Here is a 13,200-nt window from a genome sequence, read left to right on the forward strand (position 1 = left end):
CCTCAGATGCCGACCGCTCCGTCTATCCGCTCGCGCAGCAGGTCGGCGTGGCCGTTGTGCCGCGCGTACTCCTCGACCATGTGGACGAGGACCCAGCGCAGGCAGACCCTCCCGCGCCACGCGTCGTCGCCCTCCACGTCGAGGTCGGGCGCCTCGGCCACGAAGCGTTCGGCGAAGGCGACTTCGGCCCGCCACGCCTGCCAGGCCTCGTCGGCGGCTTCCGGGCCGGCGGCCGCCTCGTCGAAGCCGCCGTCGGGATCCGCCTCCGACGAGAACAGGGGCTTCACGTCCTGCCCGGCCAGCACAACCCGGAACCAGCGGCGTTCGACGTCGGCCAGGTGGCGCACCAGGCCGAGCAGGGAGAGCGTGGACGGTTCCACGGACCGCCGGGACAACTCCCCCTCCACGCCTGCGCACTTCAGCTCCAGGGTCGTGCGCTGGTCCGCCAGGAAGGCGGCCAGCAGCCGTCGTTCGTCCCCGGTCGCCGGACCGGTGAAGCGGCGGTCCGGCCCGGGTGCGGGGAAGATCTCGGCTCTGCCGCGTCGGTTCGTCATGACCGCGATTATGGGAGCAGGGTCCGACGGCCGCGGGGGGCGGGGTTGGCGGGAGGGGTGTTCGCCCTCCCGCGCCGTCAGTTCAGGGCGTTGATCATGGCCGCGGCGGTCGCCGCCATCGCCGTGCGGGCGGCCGTCAGGTAGGGCCGGGGGTCCGCCGGGGTGAGGTGGGTGCGGATCGCCTCGGTCATGGCCACGTTCAGGGCGGTGCCGATGTTGACCTTGCGGATGCCGCCGGCGACGGCCGCCGCGAGCTCCGCGTCCGGCAGCCCCGAGGAGCCGTGCAGGACCAGCGGCACGTCGACCGTCTTGGCGAGCCGGGCCAGCAGGGCGTGGTCCAGGGAGGCGGTGCGGCTGGTCATGGCGTGGCTGCTGCCGATGGCGACGGCCAGCGCGTCCACCCCGGAGTCGGCGACGAACCGGCGCGCCTCGTCGGGGTCGGTGCGGGCGCCCGGGGCGTGCGGGTCCAGCGGCGCGGCGCCGTTCTTGCCGCCCACCTCGCCCAGCTCGGCCTCGATCCACAGCCCGTTGGCGTGCGCCCAGTCGGCGGCGGAGCGGGTCGCCTCCAGGTTCTCGGCGTACGGGAGGTGTGCCGCGTCGTACATCACCGAGCTGTACCCGGCGTCACAGGCCTGGCGCAGCAGGTCGGAGCTCTTGACGTGGTCGAGGTGCAGCCCGACGGGGACCCCGGCCGCCTCGGCGCAGGCGGCGGCCGCGCGGGAGATGGGCAGGAGCCGCCCGCCGCGGAACTTCACGGCGTTCTCGCTGAGCTGGAGGATGACCGGCAGCCCGGCCGCCTCGGCTCCGGCGACCACGGCCTCGGCGTGCTCCAAGGTGATGATGTTGAAGGCGGCGACTGCGCGGCCCGCGCCCGCGGCCTCGCGGACGAGCGTGCCGGCGGGGACGAGGCTCATCGGACCGCCTCCTCTCCGGTGGTGAGGATCACCGAGCGGGTGAGGTGGCGCGGCGCGTCGGGGTCCAGCTGCTGGTGGGCGGCGACGGCGAGGGCGAGGCGGTGCACCCGGACCAGCTCGGCGAGCGGGTCGAGGCGGCCCCCCACCCACTGGGCGCCGGTGGCGCGCACCTGTTCGGCGAGCCCGTCGGGGGCCGCGTCGAGGGACCAGGTGGCGGTGCCGGGGCCGGAGACGCTGATGGGGCCGTGCCGGTACTCCATCGCCGGGTAGGACTCGGCCCAGGACAGGGAGGCCTCGCGCATCTTCAGCGCGGCCTCGTGCGCGAGGCCGACGCTCCAGCCGCGGCCGAGGAAGGTGAACTGCCCCCGGCTCTCCAGCTCGGCGGGGAGGGGCTCGGCGAGCGCGGTACGGGCGTCGGCCACCACGCCCGCGGTGTGCAGGCCGGCGTGCGCGCGCAGCAGGGTCAGGGCGGTGGTCGCGAACCGGGTCTGCACCACGGACCGCTCGTCGGCGAAGTCGAGGACGACGAGGTCGTCGGCGAGGCTCATCACGGGGGTGGCCGGGTCGCCGATGACGGCGGTCGTGGGCACGCCCGCGTCCCGCAGTCCCGCCAGCAGGTCCAGCACCTCGGTGGTGGTCCCGGACCGGGTGAGCGCGACGACCCGGTCGTAGCGGCGGTGGCGGGGGAACTCCGAGGCGGGGAAGGCGTCGGTCTCCCCCTGGCCGGCCTCCTCGCGCAACACGGCGGCCGCCTGCGCCATGTAGTACGAGGTCCCGCACCCGACGATCGCGGTACGCTCGCCCGGCTGCGGCAGCACCGACCGCCGGGCCGGGGCCAGTTCGGCGGCCCGCTCCCAGCATTCGGGCTGTGTGCCCAACTCGTGCGCGACGTGACTCATACAGGCTCCCTCGTGCGGCAGACGGGTCTGAATGCGTTTTCCTGCAAGGTAGCTGGCAGTTTCGCGCAACTTCAAGCATCAACGGGGTGATCGCCTGGGTTAATCTCGGCGGGTAGGCCGATGGAGCACACCGAAGGGGGCGGCCGATGACCCGCAAGGAGCGCTGGCAGGGACTGCTGGACCTGCTGGTGGAGCGGGGCGAGGTGGAGGTGGAACCGGCAGCCGAGGCGCTCGGCGTGTCCGCCGCGACGATCCGCCGCGACCTCGACCAGCTCGCCGAGCAGCAGCTGCTGGTCCGCACGCGCGGCGGGGCCGTGCTGCACGGGGTCTCGTACGAACTCCCCCTGCGCTACCGCGGCTCGCGCCGCGCCGCCGAGAAGCGCCGCATCAGCGAGGCGGTCGCCGCCCTGATCACCCCGGGCGAGGTGATCGGCCTGACGGGCGGCACCACGACCACGGAGGTCGCACGGGCCCTCGCCGGCCGGCCGGACCTGGCCCAGGGCTCCCCGGCGCTCACCGTGGTGACCAACGCCCTCAACATCGCGGGCGAGCTGGTGATCCGGCCGCAGTTCAAGATCGTGCTGACGGGCGGGGTGGCGCGCCCGCAGTCCTACGAGCTGACGGGCCCGCTGGCCGAGCAGGTGCTCGGGCAGCTCGTGGTGGACACGGCGGTGCTGGGCGTGGACGGCTTCGACCCGGCCGACGGCGCGGCGACCCGCCACGAGGACGAGGCGTCGGTCAACCGCCTGCTCTGCGATCGGGCCCGCCGGGTGGTGATCGCGGCGGACTCCAGCAAGCTCGGCGTACGCGCCTTCGCCCGGATCTGCCCGACCTCGTCGGTGGACGTCCTGGTGACGGACACGGGCCTGGCGGCCGGCGTGGCCCGGGAGTTCGAGGCGGCGGGCGTGCAGGTGCTGCGGGTATGAACCGGGCCCCGCACCCGCCCCCTCCCCCTCCCCCTCCCCCGCTCCCGCTCCCGCTCCCGCTCCCGGCCGGCGACGCCTTCCGCCTGACCGTGCTCGGCAGTGCCACGCCGTATCCGACTGCGGACAACCCCTGTTCCGGCTACCTGGTGTCCAGCGGCGGCACGCACGTCTGGATGGACGCCGGAACCGGCACGCTGGCCCCCCCAGCGGTACACCGGGCCGGCCGAGCTGGACGCGGTCTGGATCTCGCCCCTAGCCGGGGGCCGGGGTCCGACCGATCCGGTCCGACCGGTCCGGTCAGTGCGCCGGCAGCCGCTCCGACTCCCGGACCAGGGCGGCCAGGACCGGGGCGATCAGCGGATGGGTCTCGCCGCCCCGGCGGGTGGCGGCGAAGACCCTGCGGGTGGCGGCCGGGCCCGAGACCGGGCGGACCTGGACCTCCTTGAGGTCCATGCCGCGCAGCGCCGAACGCGGTACGAGGGCCACCCCGGCCCCCGCGCCCACCAGCGCCGCCACCGCGCGGAAGTCGTCGGAGGAGTGGACGAACCGCGGCTGGAAGCCGGCCAGCTCGCAGGCGAGCAGCGTCACGTCGTGGCAGGGGTTGCCGGGGTACTGGCCCACCCAGTCCGCGTCGGACAGGTCCGCCAGCGCCACCGCCGGCAGGTCGGCCAGCCGGTGCCCGGAGGGCAGCACGGCGTCGAAGGGCTCCGCGTACAGCGGCAGGACGGACAGCCGCTTGTCGTCCGCCCCGGGCCCGCCCCGGTACTCGACCGCCAGGGCCACGTCCGCCTCGCCGTCCAGCAGCAGCGGCAGGCTCTGGTCGCCCTCCGCGTCCCGCACCCGCAGCCGGATCCCGGGGTGCTCCAGCGCCAGCCGGGCGATGGCCGGGGCCAGTACTTCCGCGATGCCGGTGGCGAAGGCGGCCACGGTCACCTCGCCCGCCGAGCCGCCCGCGTACGCCGCCAGTTCGGCCTCCGCCCGCTCCAGCTGCGCCAGCACCTCGTGTGCGTGGCCGAGCAGGATCTCGCCGGCCGCGGTGAGCCGAACGCCCCGGCCGCTGCGGGTGAGCAGGGCGTGGCCAGTCTCCTGTTCCAGAGCCGCGAGCTGCTGGGAGACGGCGGACGGGGTGAGGTACAGGGCTGCGGCCGCGGCGGTCACCGTACGGTGGTCCGCCACGGCCCGCAGGATGCGCAGCCGGCGGGGGTCGATCACCCCGCCATTGTCTCAGGCCCCGTCGGCCACCAGCGCCGCACGGGCCTCGGTGAAGGCGGCCACCGCGCGCTCCACGTCGGCAGTCGAGTGGGCCGCCGAGAGCTGCACGCGGATCCGCGCCGCGCCCATCGGCACCACCGGGTAGGAGAAGCCGATCACGTAGACGCCGCGCTCCAGCAGCAGCTCGGCCATGCGGGCCGCCTCGGCCGCGTCGCCGATCATCACGGGGGCGATGGCGTGGTCGCCGGGCAGGATCTCGAAGCCGGCCTCGGTCATCTTCGTACGGAACAGCGCGGTGTTGGCGGCGAGCTGCTCGCGCAGGTCCCCGGCCGACTCCAGCAGGTCGAGGACCTTGAGGGAGGCCGCCGCGATGACCGGGGCGAGGGAGTTGGAGAAGAGGTACGGGCGCGAGCGCTGGCGCAGCAGTGCGACGATCTCGGCGCGCGCCGCGACGTAGCCGCCGGAGGCGCCGCCCAGGGCCTTGCCGAGGGTGCCGGTGATGATGTCGACGCGGTCCATGACCCCGTGCAGCTCCGGGGTGCCGCGGCCGCCGGGGCCGACGAAGCCGACGGCGTGCGAGTCGTCGACCATGACCATGGCGTCGTAGCGCTCGGCGAGGTCGCAGATCTCCTGGAGGGGGGCGACGTAGCCGTCCATGGAGAAGACGCCGTCGGTGACGATCAGCTTGCGGCGGGCCCCGCCCTCGGCGGCCTCCTTCAGGCGCGTCTCCAGCTCGGCCATGTCGCGGTTGGCGTAGCGGAAGCGGCGGGCCTTGGACAGGCGGATGCCGTCGATGATCGAGGCGTGGTTGAGGGCGTCGGAGATGACCGCGTCCTCGGCGCCGAGCAGGGTCTCGAAGACACCGCCGTTGGCGTCGAAGCAGGAGGAGTAGAGGATCGTGTCCTCCTGGCCGAGGAACGCCGACAGCCGCGCCTCCAGCTCCTTGTGCACCTCCTGCGTACCGCAGATGAAGCGGACCGAGGCCATGCCGTAGCCCCAGCGGTCGAGGGCGTCCTTCGCGGCGGCGACCACCTCGGGGTGGTCGGCCAGCCCCAGGTAGTTGTTGGCGCAGAAGTTGAGGACCTCGCCGGGAGCCCCGCCCGCGGTGACGGCGACGGCCGCGTTCTGCGGGGTGCCGATGACCCGCTCGGGCTTGTGCAGGCCGGCGGCGCGGATCTCGTCGAGGGTGGTGCGGAGGTCCTCGCGGACGGACTCGAACATGCTGCGTTCTCCTTGTGCGACGGAGGGGGGCCGGGCCCCGCGGAGGGGGGAGGTCTGCGGGGCCCGGCCGGATGGAGATGGTTCAGGGGGACCGCGGGGCGGTGGTTACGCCGTCCAGTCCAGGATGATCTTGCCGCTGCGGGCGGTCGAGGCCTCGTCGAACGCCGCGTCGAAGTCGCGGTGCGAGTAGCGGCCGGTGATGACCGGGCTGAGGTCGAGCCCGCCTTCGAGCAGCACCGTCATCGCGTACCAGGTCTCGAACATCTCGCGGCCGTAGATGCCCTTGATGGTGATCATGGACGTGACCACCTTGGCCCAGTCGACCGGGAACTCCTGCGCGGGCAGGCCCAGCATGGCGATCCGGCCGCCGTGCGTCATGTTGTCGATCATGTCCCGCATCGCCTCGCCGCGGCCGGACATCTCCAGGCCGATGTCGAAGCCCTCGCGCAGGCCCAGCTGCGCCTGCGCCTCGGCGATGGAGGACTCGGCGACGTTCACCGCGAGCGTGGCGCCCGCCTTGCGGGCGATGTCCAGCCGCTCGGGGCTGACGTCGGTGATCACCACGTTGCGCGCACCGGCGTGCCGGGCCACGGCCGCCGCCATGATCCCGATCGGGCCGGCACCGGTGATCAGCACGTCCTCGCCGACGAGGGGGAAGGAGAGCGCGGTGTGCACGGCGTTGCCGAACGGGTCGAAGATCGCCGCGACGTCCAGGTCCACCGCCGTCCGGTGAACCCACACGTTCTGCGCGGGCAGCACCACGTACTCGGCGAAGGCGCCGTCGCGGCCGACCCCGAGGCCGATCGTGCTGCGGCACAGGTGGCGGCGGCCGGCCAGGCAGTTGCGGCACTTGCCGCACACCAGGTGGCCCTCGCCGCTGACCAGCGCGCCGACCTCGATGTCGCGGACGTCGGCGCCGAGCGCGGCGACCTCGCCCACGAACTCGTGACCGAGGACCAGCGGGGTCTTGACGGCGCCCTGCGCCCAGCCGTCCCAGGCGCGGATGTGCAGGTCGGTTCCGCAGATGCCGGTGCGCAGCACCTTGATCAGCACGTCGCCGGGGCCGTACTCGGGCTCGGGAACGTCCATGAGCCACAGTCCGGGTTCGGCCTTGTGCTTGACGAGTGCCTTCATGGGGGTGGCTCCAGGCATGCGGAAGGGGGCGCCGCGCGGCGCGGGGCGCGGTCGGCGTCGGTGACGGTCACCAATCTGCCGAGATGCCCGGTGATCAGTCCATCGAGACTTTCTTAAGCGGGTCGACAGCCCAGCTTCACGCCTATGCTCCTCCGATGACGGGGTAGGGTCCCGGGCCGGGGGTGCCTGGGGAAAAGGGGAGGTGAGGGGCGTGCCGAGTCTGCGCAGCAGGGCGCTGTCGGCGGCGCTGATCGCGGCGGGGCGGCGAAGACGGTTCGCGAGCGTCGAGGCGGTACGGACCCGGGTGGCGGAGTCCGCCCGCCGGCCCGCTTCGCACCTGCCGCCGCGCTCGCTGGGGCGCATCGCGGACATCTCGCGGACCTTCGTCGGCGCCTGGCCGGTGTACGAGGTCTCCCCGCGCGGGAGCGAGCCCGCGGCCCGGGTGCTGTACGTGCACGGCGGCAGCTACATCGGCGAACTCGAACGCCCGCACTGGGCGCTGATCCGGACCCTGGTCACGCAGGCGCGGGCGCGGGTCGTCGTACCGGCGTACATCCTCGCGCCGCGCGGGACCGCCGACCGGACGGTCCCGGTCGCCGCCGACCTGCTCAGCGGCCTGATCGCGAGCGGCGGCGAGGGCGGGACGGTGCTCATCGGGGACTCGGCCGGGGCCGGGCTGGCGCTGGCCGCAGCCCAGCGGCTGCGTGACCGCAGTGGGGCGCAGCCCTCCCGGATCGTGCTGATCTCGCCGTGGCTGGACGTAAGCATGAGCCACCCGGACCAGGCCGGCATCGAGGCGGACGATCCGATGCTGGCCCGCCCCGGGCTGCGCGAGGCCGGCCGGTTGTACGCCGGGACCCTGGCCGCCGACGATCCCCGGGTCAGCCCGCTGCACGGGGCCTTCGAGGGGCTGGCGCCGCTGACGGTGTTCACCGGGACCCGGGACGTGCTGGTGACGGACAGCAGGGAGCTGGTGCGCCGGGCCCGCGCGGCCGGGGCGGAGGTGGAGTTCCACGAGGAGGCGGGGCTGCCGCACGTGTACCCGCTGCTGCCGCTGCCGGAGGGGCGGGCGGCGCGCGAGCGGATCGTCGGGCTGATCCGGTCGGCGGCCTGCGAGAGGTGAATCCTGCGCCGGGGCCTTTCCGCGGGGCGGGGTGGGCAGGGTGGGCGGGTCCTATGCCACACAGGTCATCAGGGAGCTGATCGGCCAGGCGCGGTAGGCCGTCCAGTACGCGTCGTCGCGTTCGGGGTCGGCGGGCGGGGTCCGGTTCGGCTGCCAGCCGATGGTGCTGAAACCCGCCTCGACGGCCGCTTCGGCGAGCTCGGAGTGGGCCCATTCGTGGAACTCGAAGGGCACCGGCGGCTCGGTGAGGAAGTGCGCCTTCAGCAGCGGCGCGTCGCCGGCCACGACCCGGTCGAGGATGCGGACCCCGTACGGCGACCAGTCCACGCGGGGGAACGCCCCGGCGTTGGGCACGATGGCGAGTAGCCGGCCGCCCGCGCGCAGGCTGGCGCGGACCGAGCGGAACATCGTGTGCAGGGACAGGCGGTCGGGGGTGTGGTTGAAGGGGTAGACGGCGGTGGCGAGGTCGAACGGGCCGAGGGCGGGCAGCCCCGCGGCGTCGGCGACGTGGTACTCGATGGTCCCGGCGGCCGGCCCGTCCTGCTCCGCGTGGTGCTCGCGGGCCAGCTTGATCATCTCCTCGGAGGCGTCCACCCCGACGGTCCGCCGGGCTCCGCCGCGGGCCAGCAGCCGGGTGTTGTAGCCGTAGCCGCAGGCCAGGTCGAGGGCGTCGAGCCCGCGCACCCCGCCGAGGGCGTCGATGGCTCCGTGGAGGGTGTAGGTGTCGGCCGCCGAGAAGGCCGCCGTGGTCCTGGACTCGGCGTACCGCTCTCCGAGGGTGTCGTACTGGAACCGCATGCTCTGCCTTCCGGTGGCCTGCCGGGCGTCGGGGGGTGGGGGTGGGGGGGGGGGGGGGGGGGGGGCGCGTGCGTATCGTGCCCCGCGGCGCGCCCGCCGCATGGCCGCGCACCGGTGCGTCCCCCGGACGAGGGAAGCGGTCGGCCTATCGCGGGCGCCGGCCGCGCTCCGGGGCGTCGTGCCGTACTGGGCTCAGCGCGACCGGGACCGGCCGGCCCCGGGCCGCTTCGGCCGGGCAGGGGCGCGCAGGCCGCGGCGCAGCCCGCGCCGGCGAAGAGGCACCCCGCGCCTTCCCGGCCGCCGATCGCGCAAAGTCCTTGATCGCAGGGGGCTTTCAGCCCTCCGCTCCCGCTCGCGGATCAGCCGTTCGGCCGCACCCCGGGGCCGGGGCCCCGGCCCCGGGGTGCGGCCCCGGCCGCCCAGGGCGCATCCTGGCGGTGTGACGGCGAGACCGGACAGTGGCGGCCCCGCCTCCGATGCCATGGCCCAGGTGCTCGCCCGGGCCACGGTCGGGGTGGTGGCGGCCGTCGGCGGGTACGCGGGCGGGGTGTACCTACGCTGCGGACAGCCGGGGCAGCTGCGGATGGCCGCGCTCATGGGGCTTCCGGGGCCGCTCTTCCGGCCCTGGTGGCGGATGAACCTGAGCCGCCCCTATCCGGTGGCGGAGTCCTACCGGACCGGGCAGTCCGTGCACCTGCCCGACGCGGAGGCGGCCATGCGCCGCTTCCCGCAGCTGATGGCGGGGCTGCCCTTCCCCTTCGCCTCGATGTTCGAACCGGTGACCTCCGGTGCCGAGCGGTTCGGCGTGATGATGGCGCTGCGCGCGGCGACCCCGGGGGTCCCGGTGGCGCCGGAAGACCGCGAGCGGATGCGGCGGGCGGCGGACCGGCTGGCGGGCGAGCTTGCGGAGCTGGCGGCGGCCGGGGACCCGGTGCTCTGGGACGGCGACCCGCTGTACACGGAGCGGCCGGACGCCTCGGGAGGCGCCCTCGAAGCCGTGGAGCGGCTCGAGCAGGGACTGCTGTCGCTGGACCGGCAGGGCAGGATCGGCTTCGTCAACGCGGCGGCCGAGCGGCTGCTCGGCACCACCGGACCGGAACTGCGCGGGCGGGTGCTGTGGGAGGCGCTGCCCTGGCTCGGCCATCCCGCGTACGAGGACCACTTCCGGGCCGTGTTCATGTCCACCGAACCGGTGCACTTTCCGGCCCGGCGCGGGCGCCGTACGCCCGCCGAGTGGGTGTCGGTGGACCTGTACCCCGGCATCGACGGGGTGACCATGACCATCGGCGCCACCGATCAGCCCGCCTACGCGCCCGCCTCGATGGCCCGCCCGGGAGGGGGCCTCGGCTCCCCCGCCGACCGGGCCTCCGCGCTGTACCGGCCGGTCGCCCTGGCCATCGCCCTGACCGAGGCGGTCACGGCCCGCCAGGTGTCGGCGGTGGTCACCGAGGAGCTGCTGCCGGCCTTCGGCGGCCGCCAGCTGGCGATCTACCTGCTGAACGAGCGGCACCTGCACCTCGCCTGGGAGACCGGCTTCCCGCAGGGCTTCCTCGACCGGTTCGACGGCGTCGGGCTCGATGTGCGGCTGCCGGGCGTGGAGACCCTGACCACGGGACGGCCGCTGTTCTTCGAGTCGATGGAGCACCTGGCCGCCGCGTATCCGGGGATCCCGCTGGACGCCCATGTCGGCGCCCGCGCGTTCCTGCCGCTGATCGCGTCCGGCCGCCCGGTCGGCTCGTGCATCCTGGGCTTCGACGCGCCCCGCGGCTTCAGCCCGGAGGAGCGTACGGTGCTCACCGCGCTGGCCGGGCTGATCGCCCAGGCCCTGGAACGGGCCCGGCGCTACGACAGCGAGGCGGCGCTCGCCCGCGGACTGCAGTCCGGACTGCTGCCGCACCGACTGCCGGTGCACGACCAGGTGGACACGGTGGGCCGCTACCTGCCCGGCACCCAGGGCATGGACGTCGGCGGGGACTGGTACGACGTCGTCGAGACCGGCGGCGGCCGGCTGGCCCTGGTCATCGGGGACGTCCAGGGGCACGGGGTGGCGGCCGCCGCGACCATGGGCCAACTGCGCAGCTCCGTACGGGCCTTCGCGCTGACCGGGAGCACGCCGCAGCAGGTGATGCGCGGTACCAACCAGCTGCTGAGCGATCTGGATCCGGGCCAGTTCGCCAGCTGCTGCTACGTGGTGCTGGACCCCGCGACGGGCACCGCCGAGGCCGTGCGGGCCGGGCACCCGCAGCCGCTGCTGCGCCACCCCGACGGCCGGACCGAGGTGCTGGACCTGGCCGGCGGGGTGGTGCTCGGCATCGACCCGGAGGCCGAGTACCCGGTCACCGAACTGCGCCTCGCCCCCGGCTCGGTGCTCGCCCTGTACACGGACGGGCTGGTGGAGAAGCCGGGCATCGACATCGACGTCGGGGTGGAGCGGCTGCGCAGGCTGCTGGCCGCCGCCCGGCCGGACCCGCTGACCGAGACGGCCGACCGGTTGATCAGCGAGGCGGGCAACAGCGCCGACCGGCCGGACGACATCGCCCTGCTGCTGGCGTGCCGGACCGGCGGAGCCGCGTAAGCCCGGCCGGGCAGCCCAGGCCCGGAAGGTCAGCCGGAGTCGCGGCCGTCGGGTTCGTCCAGGGACAGGGTCAGCGCGGTGTTGACCAGGCCGACGTGGCTGAAGGCCTGGGGGAAGTTGCCCAGTTGCCGTCCGGAGACCGGGTCGTACTCCTCGGCGAGCAGTCCCACGTCGTTGCGCACCGACAGCAGCCTCTCGAAGAGGGCGCGGGCCTCCTCGCGCCGGCCCGTCATGTACAGGGCGTCGGCCAGCCAGAACGAGCAGGCCAGGAAGGCCCCTTCGTCGCCGGGCAGTCCGTCGACGGTGGGGCCTTCGGTGCTGTAGCGGCGGACCAGTCCGCTGCGGCCGAGCTCCTCCCGGACCGCGTCGACCGTGCCGATGACACGCGGGTCGTCGGGCGGCAGGAAGCCCACGCGCGGGATGAGCAGGGTCGCCGCGTCGAGCTCGCGGGAGCCGTAGTACTGGGTGAAGGTGCCGCGCTCGGGGTCGTAGCCGTTCTCGCACACGTCGCGGTGCACCTCGTCCCGCATGAGCCGCCAGCGCTCCGCGTCGCCGGGGATGGAGGGGTCGCCCTCCAGGGTCCGCACGGCCCGGTCGGCGGCCACCCAGGCCATCACCTTGGAGTGCACGAAGTGGCGGCGCGGTCCGCGCACTTCCCAGAGCCCCTCGTCCGGCCGGTGCCAGTTGCGCTCCAGGAAGTCGAGGAGGGCCAGCTGGATCCGCCAGGCGTGCTCCTCGGAGGGGAGCCCGGCCGACCGGGCCAGGTGCAGGGAGTCGATGACCTCGCCGTACACGTCGAGCTGGAGCTGGTCGACGGCCGCGTTGCCGACGCGCACGGGCGCCGAGGAGGCGTAGCCGCGCAGCCAGGGCAGGCCCGTCTCGGGGATCCGCCGCTCGCCGGCGATCCCGTACATGATCTGGAGGTCGGCGGGGTCGCCGGCGACCGCGCGCAGCAGCCAGGCCCGCCAGGCGCGGGCCTCGTCGAGGAAGCCGGTGGCCAGGAGCGCGTCGAGGGTGAGGGTGGCGTCCCGGAGCCAGCAGTAGCGGTAGTCCCAGTTGCGGACCCCGCCGATCTCCTCGGGCAGGGAGGTGGTGGCCGCGGCGGCGATGCCGCCGGTCGGGGCGTAGGTGAGGGCCTTCAGGGTGATCAGGGAGCGGGTCACGGCCTCCCCGTAGGGGCCCTCGTAGCGGCACTGCCGGCTCCAGTCCCACCAGTCGGCGAGGGCCTGCTCCAGCGCCGTGTACGGATCGATGGGCTCGGGGCGCGGCTCGTGCGAGGGGTGCCAGGTGAGCACGAAGGCCACCCGCTCCCCCGCGGCGATGGGGAACTGCGAGCGGGTGCTGTTCTCCTCGCCCCAGGTGCGGACGGGCGGGTCGCTGCGCAGCCAGGCGGAGTCGGGCCCGGCGACGGCGACCCGGTCCCCGTCGGCGCGGCGGACCCAGGGGACGACGTGGCCGTAGTCGAACCGCAGGCGCAGTGTGCTGCGCATCCTGACCCGGCCGGTGACGCCCTCGACGATGCGGATGACGTCGGGGAAGACCTGGCGCTGGGGCATGAAGTCGATGACCTTGACGGTGCCGGTCTCGGTCTCCCAGTAGGACTCCAGGACCAGCGAATCCTCGATGTAGGCGCGGCGGGTGCACTGCTCGCCGTCGGGGGCGTCGAGGGGCGCGATGCGCCAGTGGCCGTTCTCCTCGTCGCCGAGCAGTTTGGCGAAGCAGGCCGCCGAGTCGAAGCGCGGCAGGCACAGCCAGTCGATCGACCCGTCACGGCCGACCAGCCCACTGGTCATCAGGTCGCCGATGAGTGCGTAGTCCTCGATGGGTTGTGTCATTTGTGCGCT

Annotated in this window: 11 protein-coding genes; 3 read left to right on the forward strand and 8 right to left on the reverse strand. The window is 74.4% G+C overall.

Features of this window, described 5'->3' with window-relative positions; all coding sequences use genetic code 11:
• Positions 1 to 2: 2 nt before the first annotated feature.
• The 3 genes from BGK67_RS05840 to BGK67_RS05850 all read right to left on the reverse strand — a co-directional run bounded on the left by BGK67_RS05840 (position 3) and on the right by BGK67_RS05850 (position 2,367).
• Complete coding sequence (locus tag BGK67_RS05840; RefSeq protein WP_079154041.1) at positions 3 to 554, reverse strand: DinB family protein; 552 nt, start codon at positions 552 to 554, stop codon at positions 3 to 5.
• Between the two features lie 77 nt (positions 555 to 631).
• Positions 632 to 1,468, reverse strand: a complete 837-nt coding sequence (locus BGK67_RS05845) for a class II fructose-bisphosphate aldolase (RefSeq protein ID WP_069918892.1) — start codon at positions 1,466 to 1,468, stop codon at positions 632 to 634.
• Complete coding sequence (locus tag BGK67_RS05850; RefSeq protein ID WP_069918893.1) at positions 1,465 to 2,367, reverse strand: SIS domain-containing protein; 903 nt, start codon at positions 2,365 to 2,367, stop codon at positions 1,465 to 1,467. The genes BGK67_RS05845 and BGK67_RS05850 overlap by 4 nt, the downstream gene beginning before the upstream one ends.
• 146 nt (positions 2,368 to 2,513) lie before the next feature.
• On the opposite strand from BGK67_RS05850, the gene BGK67_RS05855 reads away from it, so the two are divergent.
• Positions 2,514 to 3,293, forward strand: coding sequence for a DeoR/GlpR family DNA-binding transcription regulator (locus BGK67_RS05855; protein WP_069918894.1), 780 nt, complete (start codon positions 2,514 to 2,516; stop codon positions 3,291 to 3,293).
• Between the two features lie 297 nt (positions 3,294 to 3,590).
• Here BGK67_RS05855 and BGK67_RS05860 read toward each other — a convergent pair whose 3' ends face one another.
• The 3 genes from BGK67_RS05860 to tdh all read right to left on the reverse strand — a co-directional run bounded on the left by BGK67_RS05860 (position 3,591) and on the right by tdh (position 6,860).
• Positions 3,591 to 4,505, reverse strand: coding sequence for a LysR family transcriptional regulator (locus tag BGK67_RS05860; protein WP_069918895.1), 915 nt, complete (start codon positions 4,503 to 4,505; stop codon positions 3,591 to 3,593).
• 12 nt (positions 4,506 to 4,517) lie between these two features.
• Positions 4,518 to 5,726, reverse strand: coding sequence for a glycine C-acetyltransferase (locus tag BGK67_RS05865; RefSeq protein ID WP_069918896.1), 1,209 nt, complete (start codon positions 5,724 to 5,726; stop codon positions 4,518 to 4,520).
• A 105-nt stretch (positions 5,727 to 5,831) separates the two neighbouring features.
• Entirely contained in the window at positions 5,832 to 6,860 is a 1,029-nt protein-coding gene (gene tdh / locus BGK67_RS05870; protein ID WP_069918897.1) for an L-threonine 3-dehydrogenase, read from the reverse strand.
• 211 nt (positions 6,861 to 7,071) lie between these two features.
• Between tdh and BGK67_RS05875 the strand changes: the two genes are divergently transcribed.
• Positions 7,072 to 7,983: an alpha/beta hydrolase fold domain-containing protein gene (locus BGK67_RS05875; protein WP_079154042.1), complete on the forward strand. Its 912-nt coding sequence runs from the start codon at positions 7,072 to 7,074 to the stop codon at positions 7,981 to 7,983.
• 51 nt (positions 7,984 to 8,034) lie between these two features.
• Here BGK67_RS05875 and BGK67_RS05880 read toward each other — a convergent pair whose 3' ends face one another.
• The gene (locus BGK67_RS05880; RefSeq protein ID WP_069918899.1) at positions 8,035 to 8,781 is read right to left on the reverse strand and encodes a class I SAM-dependent methyltransferase; all 747 of its coding nucleotides are present in this window, start codon (positions 8,779 to 8,781) and stop codon (positions 8,035 to 8,037) included.
• A 481-nt stretch (positions 8,782 to 9,262) separates the two neighbouring features.
• On the opposite strand from BGK67_RS05880, the gene BGK67_RS05885 reads away from it, so the two are divergent.
• A complete protein-coding gene (locus BGK67_RS05885) occupies positions 9,263 to 11,356 on the forward strand; it encodes a SpoIIE family protein phosphatase (protein ID WP_107488777.1) in 2,094 nt (697 codons plus the stop codon).
• Between the two features lie 29 nt (positions 11,357 to 11,385).
• On the opposite strand, the gene BGK67_RS05890 is transcribed toward BGK67_RS05885, so the two are convergent.
• Positions 11,386 to 13,191 carry a glycoside hydrolase family 15 protein gene (locus BGK67_RS05890; protein WP_069918900.1) on the reverse strand — a complete coding sequence of 602 codons (1,806 nt, stop codon included), beginning with the start codon at positions 13,189 to 13,191 and terminating at the stop codon, positions 11,386 to 11,388.
• Between the last annotated feature and the right edge of the window lie 9 nt (positions 13,192 to 13,200).

Origin of the sequence: Streptomyces subrutilus (genome assembly GCF_001746425.1) — a bacterium.
Taxonomy (GTDB): domain Bacteria; phylum Actinomycetota; class Actinomycetes; order Streptomycetales; family Streptomycetaceae; genus Streptomyces; species Streptomyces subrutilus_A.